Source organism: Nonomuraea guangzhouensis (assembly GCF_019396345.1).
Taxonomy (GTDB): Bacteria; Actinomycetota; Actinomycetes; order Streptosporangiales; family Streptosporangiaceae; genus Nonomuraea; species Nonomuraea guangzhouensis.
Window position 1 is genome coordinate 455,747 of record NZ_JAHKRM010000002.1, and the last position, 17,079, is coordinate 472,825.

Here is a 17,079-nt window from a genome sequence, read left to right on the forward strand (position 1 = left end):
CTATCTGGAGACAGCTGGTGAAGAAAAAGCTCCTGATCTCGCTCTCACTCCTCCTCGGCCTCTCGGCGATCGCGGTGCCGGCCGAAGCGCATACCGGCTTCAAGCGCGTCGCCTACTTCGTCCAGTGGGGCGTCTACGGCCGCAACTACCACGTCAAGGACGTCGATGTCAGCGGCGCCGCGGCCAAGCTGACGCACCTCAACTACGCCTTCGGATTCGTCAACGCGGAAGGGACCTGCTACTCAGCCGACCCATGGGCGGACTGGCAGCGCCCGGTGCCCGCCGAGCAGAGCGTGGACGGCGTGGCCGACGCGCCCGGACAGGCCCTGAACGGCAACATCAACCAGCTGCGCAAGCTCAAAGCCAAGCATCCGGGGCTGAAGGTGCTGATCTCGCTGGGCGGCTGGACCGGCTCCCGCTACTTCTCCGACGCCGTACTCACCCCCGAGTCCCGCGCCAAGCTGGCGCAGTCGTGCGTCGACCTGTGGCTGCGCGGCGACCTGCCGGGGCTGGAGCCGGGCGCCGGAGCCGGGGTGTTCGACGGCATCGACATCGACTGGGAATGGCCAGGTTCGTCCGGCGCCGACGGGAACGTCATCAGGCCCGAGGACAAGCGGAACTTCACCCTCTTCGTGACGGAACTGCGCTCCCGGCTACGGGCGTTCTCCGCGTCGTCGCAGCTGACAGCCTTCCTGCCGGCCGCAGCGGCCAAGATCGACGCCGGGTTCGAGGTGCGGCAGGCGTTCAAGCAACTCGACTTCGCCACCGTCCAGGGATACGACCTGCGGGGCAACTGGGAGCTCCAGACCGGCCACAACGGCAACCTGCTGACGGACCGCCGCGACCCGAACCCGATCCGGTACAGCGTCGACCAGACGGTACGCGACTTCTTGTCACGCGGCGCGCCCGCGAGCAAGATCGTGGTCGGTGTCCCCGCCTATGGCCAGGGCTGGACCGGGGTCACGGCCGGCGGCGACGGCCTCTACAAGCCCGCCACCGGCCCGGCGCCCGCCAAGTGGGAGGCGGGGACGGAGGACTACAAGGACCTGGTCACCAAGCCGGGCAAGCGGTACCGGGACCCGCGCACGGGGACGCTGTGGCTGTACGACGGGAACGAGTTCTGGTCGTACGACGATCCGGCGGTGATGCTGCAGAAGGCGGCGTACATCCGGCTCAAGGGGCTGGGCGGGTCGATGATGTGGTCAATCGACGAGGACGACTCCCGGGCCTCGCTCACGTCGGCGCTGTACTCGGTACTCCGGTAGTGCCGCGGTGATCGTGGTGTGCGGGCGCGATTCCTGCTTCGCCCGCACACCGCCCGGCCTCCGCTGACATCGCCGCCGCACTCGATACTGCTGCGGGCACGCTTCCCCACTGTCCCGCCCCTGACCTGTGGGGGTGCTGCCCCAGTAGGGCGCGCACGCCGTCTGAACCGCGGTCTCCACCCCAGGGTGGAGATCCTGGACTCAACCCGCAGTCCGATCCGCCGCAACACCCCTCGTCCCTACCGTCAAGCCCATGGACCCTACACAGAGCACCCTGCTCATCCTCGCTGCCGCCGTCTTCGTCGTTTACCGGCAGATGATGACCCGCCCAACGGCCAGAAACGGCATCGTCTACGTTTCCGCCGCCATGATCGTCCTGGGCGTGTTCACCGGCGGCCTCATCGACGGCGACCATTTGGCCGTCAGCCTGGGCCTGGGGGCCGTGGAGGCCGTCGCCGCCGTGATCTTCGGCGCCATCCGTGCCGCGACCGTACGCGTCTGGATGGACGAGGCCGGAGTGACCTGGTCGAAAGCCACGCTCTTGACCCTTCTGGCATGGCTGGCCTCGCTCGCGAGCCGCGTGGGTCTCTACTTCGCCGGCGCCGCCCTCGGTCTGCCCGTCACGACCTCCGGCCTCCTGTTCTTCATCGGCCTGACCATCGGCACCCAGGCCCTCCTCGTCGCCCGTCGCGGCCGCGCCCTTTCCGCTGCGACCGTGCGGGCGGATAACTTCGTGGAGTGATGCCTGACCCGTCAAAGATCGTCCCCTTCGTGCTGCGGGTGGGGGCGATCGTGGTGTTCGTATGGGCACAAATACGGGCTAAGCCCTCGCTTGGTTTGACCGGCACCAGCCTGAAGGTCACCGCACTGACCTCGGCCATCGTGATCATTCTGCTCGTCGTCCAACTCCCCCTGGCCCGCAGGACGTCCGCACCCCGACAGGCCCCCAAGGCCCCACCCCCCTCCCCACCCCAACCGCCGGCCCAACCCCTGCCAGACGAAGCGGCGTCCCGATCCCCGCTGGACCAGACGCCGTTCCCGCGCCTGCCAGGCCGAGCTCCGTCCCGACCACCTCAGGACCAAGTGATGCTCCGACCACCGCTGGACCACGAGGCGCCGCGCCCGTCCGAGCCTGTCAGTGTGTCGCGAAAAGGAATCGCATTCGGCGCACTGGCAGGAGCGATCACATCCCGCGTTTCCCGTATGACGACCGCGTCCCTCCGATCCGTCAGAGCGATCGCGTCCCGAACGTCTGCCGCGACGGCCACGTCCCGGGTGCCTGTCATGGCGATAGCGCTCGGCTTGGCGGTCGTTCTCGCGATCATCCTCGACGCGGTGGCCGACGGCGGTCCGGCGCTCGCCGTACTGCTCTACTGCCTCGGCATCGCGGCGGTCCGGCTGCCGCTGCGCCACTCGGCGCCGATCGGGGTCCTGGCCATCGGCGGGCTGCTCGTGGAGGGGGCGATCCACGGGCGGCTGGGTCGCGATCTCAGCCTCATCCTCAGCGCCTGCCTGGTGTTCCTGGTGGCCTACTCGGTCAAGGAACGCCGCGCGGCCAGAGCCGCCGAAGCCCGCGAGGCCGTACTCGCCGAACGAGCGCGGATCGCCAGGGAGATCCACGACATCCTCGCCCACTCGCTGTCGGCGCAACTCGTGCACCTGGAGGGCGCAAAGCTGCTGCTCCGCGCGGACAAGACCGACGAAGCACTCGACCGTGTGGTCCACGCCCGCGACCTGGCCAAATCCGGGCTGGAGGAGGCCCGGCGAGCGGTGTCGGCCCTGCGCGAAGACCCACCGGCCCTTCCGCAGGCGCTGCGGACTCTGGCGGAGGACTTCCAGGCGACCACCGGCCGTCCGTGCACACTGCACATCTCGGGCGCGGAACACCGCCTGCCCCCGGAGGCGGAGCTCGCCCTGCTGCGTACGGCCCAGGAGGCTCTGACAAACGTACGGCGGCACGCGCCCGGCTCTCCGGCCACGGTCAGGCTGCTGTACGAGCCCGGCTCATGCGACCTGCGCATCACCAACCCCGCCAGCGCCGAGCCAGGCACACCTGGGGGAGGATATGGCCTCGTGGGCATGCGCGAACGAGCCGAGCTTCTCGGCGGCACCCTGTCAGCGGGCGAGACGACCGACGGTTTCCAGGTCCGTTTGTGGGTCCCGGCATGAACCCGTGCGCGGGCGAGACGGACGGCGGCTTCCGCGTCCACCTGCGGGGCTCACGTATGGCCGTCCACCCGCGGGGTTCGGGCATGACCTCCCTTACATCCGACAACCCCTCCCCGTGGGTCGCGGTGGCCGGATCATGAGCGTCACGGTCGTAGTGGTCGACGACCAGGCCGTCGTCCGTGAGGGGCTGGTCCTGCTGCTCGGTCTCCTGCCGGGGATCGAGGTGGTCGGTTCGGCAGGGGATGGTGAGGCGGCGCTCCGCCTGGTCGCGGAGCGGCAGCCCGACGTGGCGCTGATGGACCTCCGGATGCCGCGCATGGACGGCGTCGAGGCCACCCGCCGCATCCGCGCCGAACACCCAGACACCCAGGTGGTGGTGCTCACGACGTATTCGGATGACGAGTCGGTGTTCGCCGCGCTCAGGGCGGGCGCACGCGGCTTCCTCACCAAGAGCGCGGACTCGGACGAGATCGCCAAGGCCATCGCCACCGTCGTACGCGGCAACGCGCAGCTCGACCCCACTGTCCAACGCCGCCTCCTCGACGCCATGACGGCTCCCGACGACAGCCGGCCCTGGGGCGTACAGCCGCACCGGACCGCTCCTGACGACGGCTGGCCTGGTCTCGACCCGCACGAACACCCTCCCGCCACTCTCCAGCAGCCTCCCGTACCGTCCCTTGGCAGGCCGGATGCGACCCTCGAACGGCGCACCCCCAGCAGCGCGGACACGACAAGGAGCACCGGCGACGAAGCGCTCGCCGGCGCGCGCGACGGTCTGACGCCGCGCGAGGTCGAAGTGCTACGGCTCATCGCCGACGGCCTGTCGAACACCGAGATCGCCACCCGGCTCTTCATCAGCGAGGCCACCGTCAAGACCCACATCAACAACCTCTTCGCCAAGGCCCGCCTGAGAGACCGCGCGCAGGCCGTCACGTACGCGTACCGCCACGGTCTGGCCCGCCCGGCCCCCTGACCTCGGCGCGGTTGAGCTGGGAGTCGTCATCGAAGCCCGCCAGCTGTAAGACCGTCTCCAGGGCGGCCTGCCGGGTCTCCTCGACCGAGCCGCCGCGTTCGCCGAAACAGTCGGCGGCCACATCGAGCACAGCCACCACCAGGGCGGCGTCAGGATAGGGAACGTCGACCAGGACAGTCCCGTCACGCTCCTCTTCGCCCGGAACCGCGTGGAGCCTCAGCAACCGCCGCATCTCTTCCGCCACGGCGACCCCCAGCACAGCAGCACGCTCGAATTGCTCAGCGGCAATCATGTCACCCTCCTATCGCACAGGTGTTCGGACAAGAAGGTAGCGGGCGCCACCGACAGAATCGCCGACGTGCACGGGGATCCAGGGCTCCGGACCGGCCTACCGCTCCCGGACCGCGTAGGTCAGGTGGGTCACCCGCTGCGTCGGCTCCGCGCGGAGCGGCTCCAGGGCCACGCGGCCCGCGTCCACGCCCTCGAACAGGCGGATTCCGGAGCCGAACAGCACAGGTGAGAGCGCGATCGAGAACTCGTCGATCAGGCCGGCGTTCACGTACTCCAGGATCGTCGCGCCGCCGCCCGCGATGCGGACGTCTCGGTCGCCGGCGGCCTCACGGGCCTGGTCGAGCGCGGTCTCGATGCCGTCGTTGACGAAGTGGAAGGTGGTCCCACCCGGCCGCTCCCAGGGGTCACGCTTCTCGTGCGTCACGACGAAGACCGGTGTGTGGAACGGCGCCTCCTCCGGCCACATCTGCTCGCCGGCGTCGAACATGCGCTTGCCCATCACGCTGGCGCCGGTGCGTTCGAACGTCTCCCGCACGATGTCGTTGTCGCGCCCTTCCTTGCCGCCCTCGCCGAGCTTCAGGTTCTCCCGGAAGAAACGCTGCGGGAATATCCACTGCTGCAGTTCCATCCACTGCTGCCCCATCAAGTCCCCGAGGGACTCGGGCGCGATGAAACCGTCCAGCGACATGGACACGCTGAAGAACACCTTTCCGGCCATCAGTCCTCAACTCCCTTCTGAACGATCTCGGCGACGTAGGCAGCCAGGTTGCCCAGGGTCTGCCGGCCGCCCTCGATCGCGTGGTACTTCTCGACCGCCTCGTCACGCAGTTCCTTGGTGGGGAACACCGTGCGCATCTCGATCCGGGTCGCCGCGCCGTCGGGCGCGAACGTGAGGACCGACTCGAAAGCGTTCGGGTCGTCGTGGGACTCACCGTGCAGCAGCGCGATCCGCTGCGGCGGGGCGATCTCGGTCCAGGTGATCCACTCTTGGTAGTCCGTTCCGTCCGGTCCGTGCATCACGAAGTCCCACGCCCCGCCGACGCGGAACTCGAACGCCCGCGTCGTGGTGGTGAACCCTTCCGGCCCCCACCATCGCGACAGGTGCCGGACTTCGGTGAACGCCTCGAACACCAGCTCCCGTGGGGCACTGATGACCCGGGAGATCACGATCTCGCGGTCGGCCGTCGCTGACTGCGCCGGCGCGTCCCGTCCTGTCGCTGCCATTGGTCACTCCTCTTGCCTTGCTTGCTTGAGGTCCTGCACGTACGCGTCCAGCCGGTCGAAGCTCTCGTTCCAGAACCGCTCGAACCCGCCGGTCCACTCGTGGACCGGTCGCAGCCCACGGGCGTCGAGGCCGTACAGGCGCTGCTTGCCTGCCTTGCGGTCCCGCACCAGCCCGACCTCCCGGAGCACCCGCAGGTGTTTGGAGGCCCCCGGCTGGGTCATCCCCAGCTCCTGGGCCACCTCGGTCACCGGCCGCTCACCCGCCCGCAGCAGCGCAAGGATCTCCCGGCGCTGCGGCTCGGCGATCGCGTTGAAGACGTCCGACGTCGTCGCTGCTCGTGCCATGGCAGCCATCATATTCCCATATCGGCATGCGTCAAGCGGGAGGAATCAGGCGGGTCTTGTCAGATGACGATCGCGACCCTTGTCAGCGGCTGCGGAAACGCGTATCCCGGAGACGGCACACGCGACAGCGGCGGGCAGGGAGGGCGATGGGTGAGCAGCACGCCAACGGCTGGCGGCCGACGCCTCGCTCATTAGGCTTCCTTGCCCAGCTTCGCGATGAAGCTCCGGCTCTGCCCCAGCTCGTTCTTCAAGGTAGAGACCACAGAGGTTTTCTCAATGGTGATCACTTCCAGATTGCGTTGAGGTCCAGAGCGGCGCGGTGTGCTCTCGCCTTGCGACTGGGGCGGCGGTGTGCTCGCGCAGGGCGCGGAGGCTTAGTTTGAGCCTTCGACGATGCGGGGCTGCCCAAGCAGAGAATGGCGTTGTGACCGATCTCTACGCGGTAAGGGTGCTGGCCGTCGATCCAGCGCGCCGCCGCATACAACTGCGGGTAACTGCCTTCAACCCGGACGTATGGCACTGGCCGCTGCCTGACAAGAGCTTCTTCCTCCGTGATCTGGAAGAGGATGAGACCATACTGGACCTTCTTGTTGACGAGGACGACGGGATGGATCGCGACTTCGTCGAGAGTGTGGAGCGGACTGCGACGCGCAACTACCCCTTCACGGAGGCGGCCGAAGAACGGCTGTCCGAAAGTGGCAGAGGATTTCCCTGGGAGGATGAAGGGCCGTTCGACGAGATGTCCCCTGAATCCGCCGCGGCCTTCCTCCGATGCGAGGAGATACGCGTTGGGGCCGATTACGACGTGGTGGTCACCGACTCACGGCTGATCGAGCATCTGAAAGCCGGCGACTGGTGGCGCAGCACCGCTTACCCCGGTGCAGACTGACGCGGCGAAGCCGACGGACAGCACAGGATGGCGGAGATCGTCAGACGTGATGCCAGCGCGCCGAACCGTCCGCCAGGTTGCATCGTCGAGTGGGAGGGAGGGCTTCGTATCTGGGCCCGTACGTGGAGCGCAATCATCGATGATTGCGAGGATCGGCTCCATTTCTACCGGGAACGGCTGAGCCATGACCCGGCCACAGAACACGCTGTGGAATACCTTCGGCGAGTGCATGGGAGGTCGCACCCGAAGCGGTCGTGACGGTGCGGGGATAAATGTCGGTGAGGTCCGATATGAATCGGCCATGGGCACATGGGATGTGGGACCGTTCGACAACGACTCGGCCGCCGACTGGTGCGGTGATCTGCACGACGCAGCCCCTAAGCGGCGTCCTGCTCTGATCCGCAAGGCACTCAAAGGCGCTGCGGGTCGTGCGAAATATCTGGACAGCGATGAGGCGGTGGAGGCGATCGCGGCAGCGGCCATTGTCGCCTCTCAACGCAGCGGCGTGCCGATCACCTCGCCTTATGCGCCGGATTTCCTGCTGGAAGGCGGCAGGGTGGAGGTCGATGACGAACTCGCGGCGCTGGCCGTGCGGGCGCTGGACCGGGTGGTGGGCGAAGACTCGGAGTGGCTGGAACTCTGGGAGGAGAGCGGCTCCTCTCCGGAGGCCGTAGCCGTCATAGAAGGCATTCGCGGTGCTCTGGGGAGCAGGTGAACGACCTCTGAATGCCTTCCGCATGCGACGGTCGCCTGGCGCTCTGCGGTGACGGTTCCCCATAGCGGCTTTGTCGGCGGGGCGTTCCGATGGGATGGAGGCTGGCCGGGCGGAGAGCGTTGAGCCCATCTCGGAAGGCGAGAGGTTCCTCGTTCCGGGTGCGAGCGTGACGTGACCGCCGATCACCCACGTGGAAGCGATCATTGCCGCGTTGCGCCGCCGCCTGGATGGCGCGGTTGGACGCACTGCTGGTGTCACGCCGGCCCGACCAACCGCCAGCGCGTGGCTCCACGAACTGCTGACTACCGCTTGAGGGTGACAGCGGACGGGGTGAACGTGCTGGTAGCGGCGACAAGCGTGACACCATGTGCGACGCTGAACGCATGCACCTTCCTGGCCGCAAGCGCGCCCGGCAGCACGGTCACACGTTCGTGCGGCGGCTCTGGTGGTCTCGCCGCCCAGGCACGCCCGCGGACCACGCGGACATAGCCGAGCTGGATGAGGGGCGGCACGTGTGGCGGGTTGCCTGGTGGGGTGAGGGCTGGGGCGTGTGGCCCGGCTGGAGGCCGGACGTCACGACAGTGCCCGCCTTCAGCACTGAGGACATCCCTCGGGCCAAACCTGAGGTTGCGGCCCATTGGGCGTTTGAGGTGGTGCCGCCGCTCGGCCGTACGGTGATCGAGTGCCCGCCGTGGGGAGTCGTGAGCGGCAGCCGACAGGCCCTCAGGTGATCGGTTCGGGGTGGTCGCAGTCCACGTGGCTGCTGGAACTCTCGTCCTGCACCTTGTAGGGCTCGCCGTTGGTGAACGTGCCGACGATGGAGGCACGCGCCCGGTAGCTACCACCATCCCGGCATGGGGACACGAGGGTGTAAGACATGGCCAGGTAGCTGTTCGTAGTAGTCGTGGTCCACCTCGTACCAGTCGGCGAACAGGCCGTCCTTGTGGTCGATGGCGATCCGGGCGTGGAACGTGGTGAGGACTTCCTGGTCACATGTGACGCGCAGGCTCACTCTGACTCGGGGCGCGGCTGATGCGAATTGGACGGCGGTGAGTGGCCCCCAGGAGTTTCGCAGCCATGGCGGCCTTCGGGCTGGGTGGTGCTGCGGTCGCCGCGATGCTACGGGCACGTGGGTGAAGAACCATCCGACGGATCTGATCAACGTGGCGTTGGAGCTGACGGCGTTCTCGACGCTGGACGGCATGGACTCGACGATCCGCGGTCAGGTCAACGGGCGGATCTTTCAGATCTGGCGGCGACTCGCAGGACCGTGCCTGGATCGAGGCGTTGCTGGAGGTCGGGTCGGGCGGCAAGAGTGATCTGGACCGGTTGAAGAATCGGGCGCGGCGTGCCCCGGCATCCTGGACGCCCTGCGCGAGTACATGACCACCCTGGACCGCCGCGCGGCCGAACTCGCGAAGCCCGCGAGATCCTCACCCGCACCGCACAGGGGGTGTAGAGATCCCGGCACTCCTGGACATCTCTGGATGAACGAGAAGTCGGAGGAAAGGGGTAGCTGTGCCGGAAGCGGACGATGAATTCGCCGCGTTATGGGACGCGCACTATGACGATGTTCTGGGCTATGCCGCCCGCCGAGTCGACCACGAGACGGCGCGTGACCTCGCAGCGGAGACGTTCCTGATCGCCTGGCGGCGCAGGGCCGACATCCCCATGGACCGGCCGTTCCCATGGCTGCTCCACGTGGCCATGAACGTCCTTGCCAACGCGGCGCGCGGGCATCGGCGGCGAGACCGCCTGTGGTGGCGGATACGCGACGACCGTGGCCTGAACGAGCCGGTCGCCGACGTCGCGACCGGGGTGGTGGAAGACGGCCGCATCGGTACGGCCCTGCGGCGCCTTTCGCCCCGCGACCGCGAGGTCCTCCAGCTCATCGGCTGGGAGGAACTCGACGTCAATGACGCGGCAGTCGTCGTGGGCTGCTCGGCGAAGACCTTCTCGGTCCGTCTGCACCGAGCCCGCCGCCGCCTGTCGGACGTTCTCGCCGAACTGGATGCCGAAGGCCAGAGCCGGCCCATCCCGAACCTGCAGAGGAGCTCGCAGTCATGAACGACGACATCCAGGAGATCCGGCGACTGCTCGCGCCGGCCAACCCGAGCCCACGCGGCGCCCTCGCCGGCGCCGGCAAGGACGCCATCGGTCGCACCGCCTTCAACCACATCACGCGCGCCGAGTCGGTCAGGCGTGGATTCCTGTCTCGCCGTGCCACCGTGCGGCTCGTCACGATCGGCGGTCTGGCGCTCGCGCTCGCGGCCGGAACGACGGTGGCTCAGGACCTCGCTCCCGCAGGTCCGGTGGCGAACGCACAGGTCGTACTCAACCAGGCGGCCAACGTCGCCCAGCAGCGGACCTTTACCGCCCCCCGCCCGGAGCAGTGGGTCTATACCGAGACGCAATACAAGAGACTGGGCAAGCCCGGCAAGGGCGAGGTGCTGACGGCGGAGTCGCCGCTGAGGACCGAGCTCGACCGCCTGTGGATCCGGGCGGACGGCAAGCGCCTCGCCACCTTGGTGGACGGAAAGGTGGAGGTCTCGCCCACCGGGGGCGGAGTGCCGCCCGTCGACTACGCGTCGGTGGCGGCCCTTCCGCGCGACCCGGACAAGCTGCTCGCCTGGGCTCGCGAGAACGGCGGACCTATAGCGGAACCCGACGTCAGGCCATACAACGTGCTCTTCGGGTTGATGTTGAGCAACGGGGTGCTGCCCCCAGACCTGGAGGCTGCCACGTATCGTGCCCTTGCGCTGATCCCCGGTATCGAGGTGGACGAGGCCGCCGTGGACGACACGGATCGCCCCGTGGTGTCGATCTCCATCGTGGTTGAGGGTTATCTGAAGCAGGAGATCCTCCTCGACCGGACCACGTACGCCTACCGGGGGCATCGCACCACGGTCATCAAGGACCACACGTTCCCGGAAGGCGGGACGTACAAGGCGGGCGCCGTCGAGAGCTACTCGGTCCGCCTGACGACCGGAATCGTCGACCGCTCCGGCCAACGCCCCTGACTTGAGCCCCTGGGTGTGACGTGCCACGGTCACCCCAGGAGTTCCTCGCTCACTCAGCGCGGTGCGCACCGTCTCCGGCCCAGATCCGAACCCGGACGCGGCGCGACGTCGTCATCGCCGACTACACATCCCCGGGACTGACGCCTTCTCGATCACCTCCACGATCAAAAAGGGGACGATCATCACTCGCCTAGTCCGCCTCGCCATCGGCATCACCGACAAGCCCGGAGTACGGCCCTGAACGGCGGTCCGGCCCGTCTGCTCCGGTGGGCGGTGCCGCTGCTGCTGGTGCTCCCGTCGGCGGTCAACCTGGCCGGCGGGCTCACCTGGATCTGGACACCGTCGCTGCCACTCCCGCTGCTCCACCTGCTGACGCGGGCCGGCCTGCTGGACGCGTGGTTGGTGCTGGACCTCCTGGCCGCCTCGGGCGTCCTGGGCGGAGCCGCCGTGGCGGCTCTGGCGGCACGGGAGCGAACCGCCACCGTCCTGCTGCTCGCCACGGTCTCGGCGATCAGCCTCGCCGCCGCCGTGATCGGAGGCGCGTGGCTGCCCGCCTGGTACGGCGTAGCGTACGGGGGTGCGCTGGCCTTATTACGGAGCTCTGGCCGACGCCGTCCGAGATCACGAGTCTCCGCCGGGTGTGAACATTTCACCGGCCATACCCGAGATGACCCGGCAAGACCCGGAGGCCCCGAGCCTTGACGCCCCCGTACGGCTGAGAAGACTCACCAGCGATCCCCTTAAGCGTTAGATTCGCAGGTGAGAGCGCTTCGATGATGATCGGGAAGACTTCGCGGGCAACGTAGCGCTTGAGGCACCGGAGGATCTCTTTTTTGGATTTGGCCTCGCTGGTGCGGCGTTCGGCGTAGGCGCGGGTGCGCGTCACGGCCGAGGCGGGTCAGGACGAGCGGATGGCCCAGGTCATCGAGGAATGGGGGCTGACGCGGAAGGAGGCGTCGGTGCTGTTCCAGCGGCGATCTTCTCGTCGATGCAGTCGGCGAGCCGTATCTCAAAGACGGTGTACTCGCGAGTCTCGCCGTCTTCCTCATATGTCCTGATGCCGTCGCCGAAGCGGCGCCGCACCGCCTCCAGCGCCGGTCCGACCTCGCGGGAGGCCGCCAGAGCCGCGGGCGGCATGCCCAGCAGCGTATCGAGCAGGAGGCTGAAGCCTTCTGTCTCGTCGTCCTCATCGTCCTCATCGCGTACGACAAGGTCGGCCCGCCGCCGGACCTCGGCGGCGATCGTGTCGGCTGTCTCCGGGAGGCCGATCGCCTGCAGGGTCACCTTCGCCTGGTGCCGGGTGTCCCGGTAGATCTCGTCGTCCTCCAGCACGGCCAGCAGGGTCGGCATCGCGGGCGCCGCGGCCACACCGGCCTGCCTGAGGGCGTACATGAGCCGGTACTTGGTCGACTCGTCACGGAACCAGTGGTCGGCGTCGTCCCGGGCCGGGAAGGGAAACGCGCGGAGCGCCGCGTGCACCGCCGGGACCGCGGCAGCGCCTCGCTCGCCCAAGGTGGCCGAGGTCAGGTTGCCGAGGAAGTTGCCGATCCCGGGCAGGCTCGCGATGAGCTCCTCCGTCGTGGACTCGTCCTCGCCGGTGAAGTACGCCAGCAACCTCCCGGCGGCACCGTGACTGTCGTGACGATCGAACATCCGGTAGAGGGCGGTGGTGGCCGCTCCCTCGTCGATCTCCGCCAGCGCGATCACCGCGGCCTCCCGGGCCGCCGGGTCCGCACTGTTCACGATCAGGTCCGCCAGCGCATCTGCCGCCGTCCCGTGCCAGGCTTCGTCGAGGTCACCCGAGGCCAGCTCACGGACTGCGGCCACGCTCGCCGGGCCGTCGTCCCAGTGGTGGCGAACGTCGTCGAGCAGGGTCTCCACGTCACCGCCGTCCATCACCCAGGAGGGGCGGCCGACGCGTTGCGGCACGAGCCCGGCATGGCCGGACCAGTGGAGAACGTGGACCTGGCCGCCACGCCCGCCGATCAGCCAGCACCGCCCGTCCGGCGTACCCGCCACATGGGTCAGCTCTCGCGGGCCGGAGGGCGTGGGGGGCGCGAAGCGGCCGACGGGCCCACGGCCGTGCAGCCGCCAGAGCGCGGCCGTACCGTCCTGGGAAACCGACATCACCAGGTCGGTGCCGTGGGCGAGGGCCAGCGCCCGGACGCGGCCGCCATGCGCCTGAACGCGCCCGAGGCAGTGCCCCGAGCGGGCATCCCACCACGACAGCGAACCGTCCCGCCCGCCGAGCACCACCAGCGGCCGGTCCGGATGCGCCGCGATCGCCGTCGGACGGGCGGGCGGGACGAACGCGGTCACGACCGCCCCGGTCTCCGCGTCGAGAACGACCACCCGGCCGCGCCGCGCGGACACTACGAGCCGCCACCGGTCGCAACAGCGCGTCAGCCGCTGATCCGCCGCATCGCGTTCACCGAAGGCCCACACGAGCCCGGCGTCGCCGTAGGCCTCCCCGGAAGGCCGTCGCCATGCCGTGATCCGGCCCGCGTCACTGCTCACGACGATCAGGCCGGAGGCGGTGCGCCCCAAGGCCATCGGGGAGTCCGACTTGATGCGGCCGTAGAGGGTGCCGAAGGCGCCCAGCCAGCGAAGGTCTCCACACTGCCTGAGCACCGCCTCCCGGTCCGAGGACGTGAGGAGCCGCCCGCCGTCCCAAGGGAGCTGCCGCCATTCCAGGGCCTCCGCGGCCACCGTCCATAGCGAGGCAAATGAGCCTGTGGTCAGCAACTTGGGCTGCTTGGCGTCGCCGATGAACGCGGCGCTCTCCACCGGTCCGCCTTGCAGCCCTCCCATATAGGCGGTCAGCAGGCCGTGGCGCAGATCCCACAGCCGGACCTCGCCGGAGCGCGCCCCGGTCGCCCCGATCCGCCCGTCTGGGGAGACCGCGACCGCGGTGACGGCGTCGCCATGATCCTCCGACGCTCCGATGTAAAGATCACCTTCGTCGGGCATCCCCGAGAGGTAGCACATTTCCGGTACGTCCGGCGACTCGAAATCCGGACAACGGCCGTGAGCGGCCGGGCCAGACGCCGTACGCCAGCGCCCTCCGCTCAACGGAAAACTTGCAAGGTCACCCGGGGACGCTGTGACACCTAAGACGGATGTGCATCATGCCCGGCGGGGTTTGGGTCTTCATCGGCTCCGGGCTGGGCGTTAGAAGACGTCCTGAGATCCGGAAGGGCCTTGGGGAGTGAGCTGGATCAGACCAGGTCTTGGGGTCTGTTGCGTCAGCTCCCGTACTGCTTGGTGTCCGGGTGCTCGATGAGCAGGACATGGGCGGTCTTGTCGGCAACGGGACGGTGCCGCATTCCTCTGGGAATGACGAACAGTTCGCCCGCCTTCAGCACCACCGGGTCTTGCCCCTCCAACTGGATCTCGAGGCTGCCGTCCCAGCACAAGAAAAGCTCGTCCTCATCGTGGTGATGCCACACGAACTCGCCTTCCACTCGAGCCAGGCGAACAACGGTGGTGTCATTCACCGCCGCCAGAGTGTGCTGCTGAAAGGGTCCTGGGAGCGCAGTGATGGCCTCGGCCACCGAGACCGCAGCAAGGTGACGCGTAGCTTCATGTTGTGTGGTCATGCCCCAATCCTTGCCGTCAGAGTGGCCCGACGACAGAGCCAATCTGAGAATATTGGTCCTCTTGGCGGACCAATCATCCGAAGATCATGCTGATTGGCATCACTCTGGTGGTGCGGGTGCTACGCCAGGCGTGAGGAGTAGGAATCGATGCTGGTCTCGATGATGTTGCCGCCAAGGTCAGTTCGCTCCCAATCAGTCGGCCCGGCGAAGCGTTTTGGGGAGGACGTCCGGAGCGAAGCGAACGTCCTTTTGCGGCGAAGCCGACAGGGTAGGATCGGTTAGCAATTGGAATCGATTGGTAGGCGATGAGAGATGGACGTCGCACGTACGCAGGCCGCACTCCGGCTGATCGCCCGTGGGTTCGAGGAGCTCGCCGCCGCCCTGGGTGAGGAGGAGGCCGGAGAGGACGAGCGGACGGCCCGGGTCATCGAGGAGTGGGGGCGGCGGGGGCTGACGCAGAAGGAGGCGTCGGTGCTGTTCCAGCGCCACGGGTTCGCCCCGCAGACGACCGGCGGGTGGGCCAGGGGCGACTGGATCGAGATCGGCGACGACGGCCTGCGCTACCTCACCGCGAAATCGCACACCTGGCTGGAGGAACGGGCATGACCTTTTCCGTACGCATCGCCATACGCGGCTATGAGCTCGACACGCAGGGCCACGTCAACAGCGCCGTCTACCACCAGTACGGCGACCATGCCCGCTGGGAGTGCCTGCGCGCGGCGGGCATCTCGGTCGACGCCATGCGGAGCTCGGGCGTCGGCCCGGTCACTCTGGAGAACACCATCCGCTACCTCGGCGAGTTGCGCGGCGGGGACGAGGTGGAGGTGACATGCGCGTTCGTGTGGGGCGAGGGGAAAACGTTCAAGATCGCGCAGGAGTTCAGGCACGCCGACGGGCGGCTGGCGGCCGAGATGACCAGTGTGGGCGGCCTGCTCGATCTGGGAGCCCGCCGACTGGTGGATGACCCGGCGGCCCGCTGGCGCTCCCTGGCCGACGCACCGGACGTTCTTGGTCTCTGAAACCACCGACACACCGGATGTGCTCGGCCGTCAAAAAAGAGGGGTTCCAGTGATGTGGGCCCACTTGAGTGGATTCAGGCAGGAGAGGCCTCTTCACTCAGAGTGAATCAAATTCGCCGTCGATGAGCCCTCGACGGAAGGCATCCCACTCCGAACGAGTGAAGTACAGCCTTGGACCGTCAGGATTTTTGGAGTCGCGTACTGCAATCAACGAGCCGTGCGTTGCCAACTCGACGCAGTCGCCATTACCGCCACTGTATGAACTTTTGACCCACTTATCCGGATCAAGCATCGTCCACTCCCTTCTGACAGGGGTTTCACGTAAGATCTTCCAATGCCCCTATCAGCATAGTCCTGGAATCGTTGGGGCTCAGGGCGGCAGCTCGCAGGTAGTCGAACACGCTCTCGTAGGCTCGAACCTCGGGGGCCTCCTCCAAGTACACGGCACTGATCATGTTTTCCAGGTACACGACATCCATGTCACTTGGGACAGGGAAGCCTACGATGCTGAACGATCCGGTCAACGCTCCGTGCTCTCCTGCTCGAAACGGCAGAATCTGCAACATGACATTGGGGCGTTCGCCGACTTCAACGAGTTGCCTGAGCTGATCAGACATCAGAGCTGACGTGCCGATACTCTGACGAATCACAGCCTCGCTGAGAATGGCTGCTAGCTCGAACGTGCCGTCGTTCAGACGCTCCTGGCGCTTCAGTCTGATCGAGACGAGCCGATCGATCTCGTCTGGAGGGTCACCAGGGCGAGCGGCGATAGTGACCGCATGAGCATAAGCTCCCGTTTGGAGCAACCCGGGGACCAGGCTCTGACTGTAGTGGCGAACCAGCCGTGCTTCCGCCTCAAGGCCGATGAGGGTGGAGTACTCGCCAGGCAGGACATTTGCGTACTTTTGCCACCATCCCTTCTGCTGCGCCTCTCGGGCGAGATCTAGCAGCGATTCCCGCTCCGCTCCGACAATCTCGTAGATATCAAGGAGCGCCCGGAGATCGCGAGGCTTAATGCCCCTACGTCCCGTTTCGATACGACTGATCGATGCGGCGGCCATTTCCATCTGTTCTGCCACTATTTGCATGGACAGACCACGTTCGGTCCTGAGTCGTCGCAGCTCAGAAGCAAGCCGGCGTCGACGCACTGTTGGACTCGTCTCCAGTGACACGCTTACATCTCCCACGATACTTTCTCTGGTAATTTTCCATTGGAAAACTGCCAGGAGCAATGCTTCTGAGGTACCTTCCAAAGCGTAGGACCTCAAGCGCTGACCGCCCTCGAAACGCAGGTACAGCGCGGCAATCAACGGTGCATTCACGGAGGTTCGTCATGCCTTTTAGTGACTCCGATCTGCAACGCCTCGCTTACCTTACGCGTCTGGACCAAGGGCTGATGTGCCTTGGCGCAGACCCGAGGTTGGACCTCCGGCGAGCCAGGGTCGCGCTGCCGTCCTTGATGGTCCGCGCCGATTTTCGGCGGGGGCGCTGGATCTACAGGTGGGGTCCGTGGCCCTGGTGTCGAGTGGATGCCAACCACGAGAACGCTGCGGAGCGGGTGTACCAAGCG

21 protein-coding genes are annotated in these 17,079 nt (G+C 67.3%); 12 read left to right on the forward strand and 9 right to left on the reverse strand.

All coding sequences use genetic code 11. The features are described 5' to 3' along the window. The first annotated feature begins 17 nt into the window (after positions 1-17). From KME78_RS05095 to KME78_RS05110, 4 genes are all read left to right on the forward strand, one after another. Positions 18-1,265, forward strand: coding sequence for a glycoside hydrolase family 18 protein (locus KME78_RS05095; RefSeq protein ID WP_219527563.1), 1,248 nt, complete (start codon positions 18-20; stop codon positions 1,263-1,265). Between the two features lie 253 nt (positions 1,266-1,518). Beyond that, entirely contained in the window at positions 1,519-2,007 is a 489-nt protein-coding gene (locus KME78_RS05100; protein ID WP_219527564.1) for a hypothetical protein, read from the forward strand. 542 nt (positions 2,008-2,549) lie between these two features. After that, a complete protein-coding gene (locus tag KME78_RS05105) occupies positions 2,550-3,434 on the forward strand; it encodes a sensor histidine kinase (RefSeq protein WP_219527565.1) in 885 nt (294 codons plus the stop codon). Positions 3,435-3,570: 136 nt separating this feature from the next. After that, the gene (locus tag KME78_RS05110; protein WP_219527566.1) at positions 3,571-4,407 is read left to right on the forward strand and encodes a response regulator transcription factor; all 837 of its coding nucleotides are present in this window, start codon (positions 3,571-3,573) and stop codon (positions 4,405-4,407) included. On the opposite strand, the gene KME78_RS05115 is transcribed toward KME78_RS05110, so the two are convergent. The 4 genes from KME78_RS05115 to KME78_RS05130 form a co-directional block, all read right to left on the reverse strand. Continuing rightward, positions 4,364-4,699, reverse strand: a complete 336-nt coding sequence (locus KME78_RS05115; protein WP_219527567.1) for a hypothetical protein — start codon at positions 4,697-4,699, stop codon at positions 4,364-4,366. The two genes, KME78_RS05110 and KME78_RS05115, sit on opposite strands and share 44 nt — an antisense overlap. Positions 4,700-4,795: 96 nt before the next feature. After that, positions 4,796-5,416, reverse strand: a complete 621-nt coding sequence (locus KME78_RS05120) for a dihydrofolate reductase family protein (protein WP_219527568.1) — start codon at positions 5,414-5,416, stop codon at positions 4,796-4,798. After that, the gene (locus tag KME78_RS05125; protein WP_219527569.1) at positions 5,416-5,922 is read right to left on the reverse strand and encodes an SRPBCC family protein; all 507 of its coding nucleotides are present in this window, start codon (positions 5,920-5,922) and stop codon (positions 5,416-5,418) included. Before KME78_RS05125 ends, KME78_RS05120 begins: the two co-directional genes overlap by 1 nt. Before the next feature lie 3 nt (positions 5,923-5,925). Beyond that, on the reverse strand, positions 5,926-6,267 hold the full coding sequence (locus KME78_RS05130; RefSeq protein WP_219527570.1) for an ArsR/SmtB family transcription factor: 342 nt from the start codon (positions 6,265-6,267) through the stop codon (positions 5,926-5,928). Between the two features lie 424 nt (positions 6,268-6,691). Here KME78_RS05130 and KME78_RS05135 point away from each other — a divergent pair, with 424 nt between their 5' ends. From KME78_RS05135 to KME78_RS05145, 3 genes are all read left to right on the forward strand, one after another. After that, a complete protein-coding gene (locus KME78_RS05135) occupies positions 6,692-7,156 on the forward strand; it encodes a hypothetical protein (protein ID WP_219527571.1) in 465 nt (154 codons plus the stop codon). 301 nt (positions 7,157-7,457) lie between these two features. Continuing rightward, complete coding sequence (locus tag KME78_RS05140; protein ID WP_219527572.1) at positions 7,458-7,871, forward strand: DUF4259 domain-containing protein; 414 nt, start codon at positions 7,458-7,460, stop codon at positions 7,869-7,871. A 365-nt stretch (positions 7,872-8,236) separates the two neighbouring features. Continuing rightward, a complete protein-coding gene (locus KME78_RS05145) occupies positions 8,237-8,602 on the forward strand; it encodes a hypothetical protein (protein WP_219527573.1) in 366 nt (121 codons plus the stop codon). A 107-nt stretch (positions 8,603-8,709) separates the two neighbouring features. Here KME78_RS05145 and KME78_RS05150 read toward each other — a convergent pair whose 3' ends face one another. Continuing rightward, positions 8,710-8,883: a hypothetical protein gene (locus tag KME78_RS05150; protein ID WP_219527574.1), complete on the reverse strand. Its 174-nt coding sequence runs from the start codon at positions 8,881-8,883 to the stop codon at positions 8,710-8,712. 506 nt (positions 8,884-9,389) lie between these two features. Here KME78_RS05150 and KME78_RS05155 point away from each other — a divergent pair. The 3 genes from KME78_RS05155 to KME78_RS05165 all read left to right on the forward strand — a co-directional run bounded on the left by KME78_RS05155 (position 9,390) and on the right by KME78_RS05165 (position 11,593). Beyond that, positions 9,390-9,938: an RNA polymerase sigma factor gene (locus tag KME78_RS05155; protein ID WP_219527575.1), complete on the forward strand. Its 549-nt coding sequence runs from the start codon at positions 9,390-9,392 to the stop codon at positions 9,936-9,938. Next, positions 9,935-10,891 (forward strand): CU044_5270 family protein, encoded by a 957-nt coding sequence (locus tag KME78_RS05160; protein WP_219527576.1) that lies wholly within the window; start codon positions 9,935-9,937, stop codon positions 10,889-10,891. The genes KME78_RS05155 and KME78_RS05160 overlap by 4 nt, the downstream gene beginning before the upstream one ends. A gap of 273 nt (positions 10,892-11,164) precedes the next feature. Beyond that, positions 11,165-11,593, forward strand: a complete 429-nt coding sequence (locus KME78_RS05165) for a hypothetical protein (RefSeq protein ID WP_219527577.1) — start codon at positions 11,165-11,167, stop codon at positions 11,591-11,593. A 219-nt stretch (positions 11,594-11,812) separates the two neighbouring features. On the opposite strand, the gene KME78_RS05170 is transcribed toward KME78_RS05165, so the two are convergent. Together KME78_RS05170 and KME78_RS05175 are read right to left on the reverse strand one after the other, a co-directional pair. Further along, positions 11,813-13,861, reverse strand: coding sequence for a WD40 repeat domain-containing protein (locus KME78_RS05170; protein ID WP_219527578.1), 2,049 nt, complete (start codon positions 13,859-13,861; stop codon positions 11,813-11,815). Positions 13,862-14,136: 275 nt separating this feature from the next. Beyond that, a complete protein-coding gene (locus tag KME78_RS05175) occupies positions 14,137-14,490 on the reverse strand; it encodes a cupin domain-containing protein (protein ID WP_219527579.1) in 354 nt (117 codons plus the stop codon). Between the two features lie 312 nt (positions 14,491-14,802). Between KME78_RS05175 and KME78_RS05180 the strand changes: the two genes are divergently transcribed. After that, positions 14,803-15,096 (forward strand): hypothetical protein, encoded by a 294-nt coding sequence (locus KME78_RS05180; protein WP_219527580.1) that lies wholly within the window; start codon positions 14,803-14,805, stop codon positions 15,094-15,096. After that, on the forward strand, positions 15,093-15,509 hold the full coding sequence (locus tag KME78_RS05185; RefSeq protein WP_219527581.1) for an acyl-CoA thioesterase: 417 nt from the start codon (positions 15,093-15,095) through the stop codon (positions 15,507-15,509). The genes KME78_RS05180 and KME78_RS05185 overlap by 4 nt, the downstream gene beginning before the upstream one ends. A 97-nt stretch (positions 15,510-15,606) precedes the next feature. Here the strand turns inward: KME78_RS05185 and KME78_RS05190 are convergent, their stop codons facing one another. Together KME78_RS05190 and KME78_RS05195 are read right to left on the reverse strand one after the other, a co-directional pair. Next, positions 15,607-15,801 carry a DUF397 domain-containing protein gene (locus tag KME78_RS05190; protein WP_219527582.1) on the reverse strand — a complete coding sequence of 65 codons (195 nt, stop codon included), beginning with the start codon at positions 15,799-15,801 and terminating at the stop codon, positions 15,607-15,609. A gap of 25 nt (positions 15,802-15,826) precedes the next feature. Then, positions 15,827-16,831: a helix-turn-helix domain-containing protein gene (locus KME78_RS05195; RefSeq protein ID WP_219527583.1), complete on the reverse strand. Its 1,005-nt coding sequence runs from the start codon at positions 16,829-16,831 to the stop codon at positions 15,827-15,829. Between the last annotated feature and the right edge of the window lie 248 nt (positions 16,832-17,079).

Excerpts from the sequence above, each read along its gene's own strand:
- KME78_RS05100 (WP_219527564.1), top strand. The coding sequence starts at position 1,519 with ATGGACCCTACACAGAGCACCCTGCTCATCCTCGCTGCCGCCGTCTTC.
- KME78_RS05105 (WP_219527565.1), top strand. The coding sequence starts at position 2,550 with ATGGCGATAGCGCTCGGCTTGGCGGTCGTTCTCGCGATCATCCTCGAC.
- KME78_RS05110 (WP_219527566.1), top strand. The coding sequence starts at position 3,571 with ATGAGCGTCACGGTCGTAGTGGTCGACGACCAGGCCGTCGTCCGTGAG.
- KME78_RS05115 (WP_219527567.1), bottom strand. The coding sequence starts at position 4,699 with ATGATTGCCGCTGAGCAATTCGAGCGTGCTGCTGTGCTGGGGGTCGCC.
- KME78_RS05120 (WP_219527568.1), bottom strand. The coding sequence starts at position 5,416 with ATGGCCGGAAAGGTGTTCTTCAGCGTGTCCATGTCGCTGGACGGTTTC.
- KME78_RS05125 (WP_219527569.1), bottom strand. The coding sequence starts at position 5,922 with ATGGCAGCGACAGGACGGGACGCGCCGGCGCAGTCAGCGACGGCCGAC.
- KME78_RS05130 (WP_219527570.1), bottom strand. The coding sequence starts at position 6,267 with ATGGCACGAGCAGCGACGACGTCGGACGTCTTCAACGCGATCGCCGAG.
- KME78_RS05140 (WP_219527572.1), top strand. The coding sequence starts at position 7,458 with ATGGGCACATGGGATGTGGGACCGTTCGACAACGACTCGGCCGCCGAC.
- KME78_RS05145 (WP_219527573.1), top strand. The coding sequence starts at position 8,237 with ATGTGCGACGCTGAACGCATGCACCTTCCTGGCCGCAAGCGCGCCCGG.
- KME78_RS05160 (WP_219527576.1), top strand. The coding sequence starts at position 9,935 with ATGAACGACGACATCCAGGAGATCCGGCGACTGCTCGCGCCGGCCAAC.
- KME78_RS05170 (WP_219527578.1), bottom strand. The coding sequence starts at position 13,861 with ATGCCCGACGAAGGTGATCTTTACATCGGAGCGTCGGAGGATCATGGC.
- KME78_RS05175 (WP_219527579.1), bottom strand. The coding sequence starts at position 14,490 with ATGACCACACAACATGAAGCTACGCGTCACCTTGCTGCGGTCTCGGTG.
- KME78_RS05180 (WP_219527580.1), top strand. The coding sequence starts at position 14,803 with ATGGACGTCGCACGTACGCAGGCCGCACTCCGGCTGATCGCCCGTGGG.
- KME78_RS05185 (WP_219527581.1), top strand. The coding sequence starts at position 15,093 with ATGACCTTTTCCGTACGCATCGCCATACGCGGCTATGAGCTCGACACG.
- KME78_RS05190 (WP_219527582.1), bottom strand. The coding sequence starts at position 15,801 with ATGCTTGATCCGGATAAGTGGGTCAAAAGTTCATACAGTGGCGGTAAT.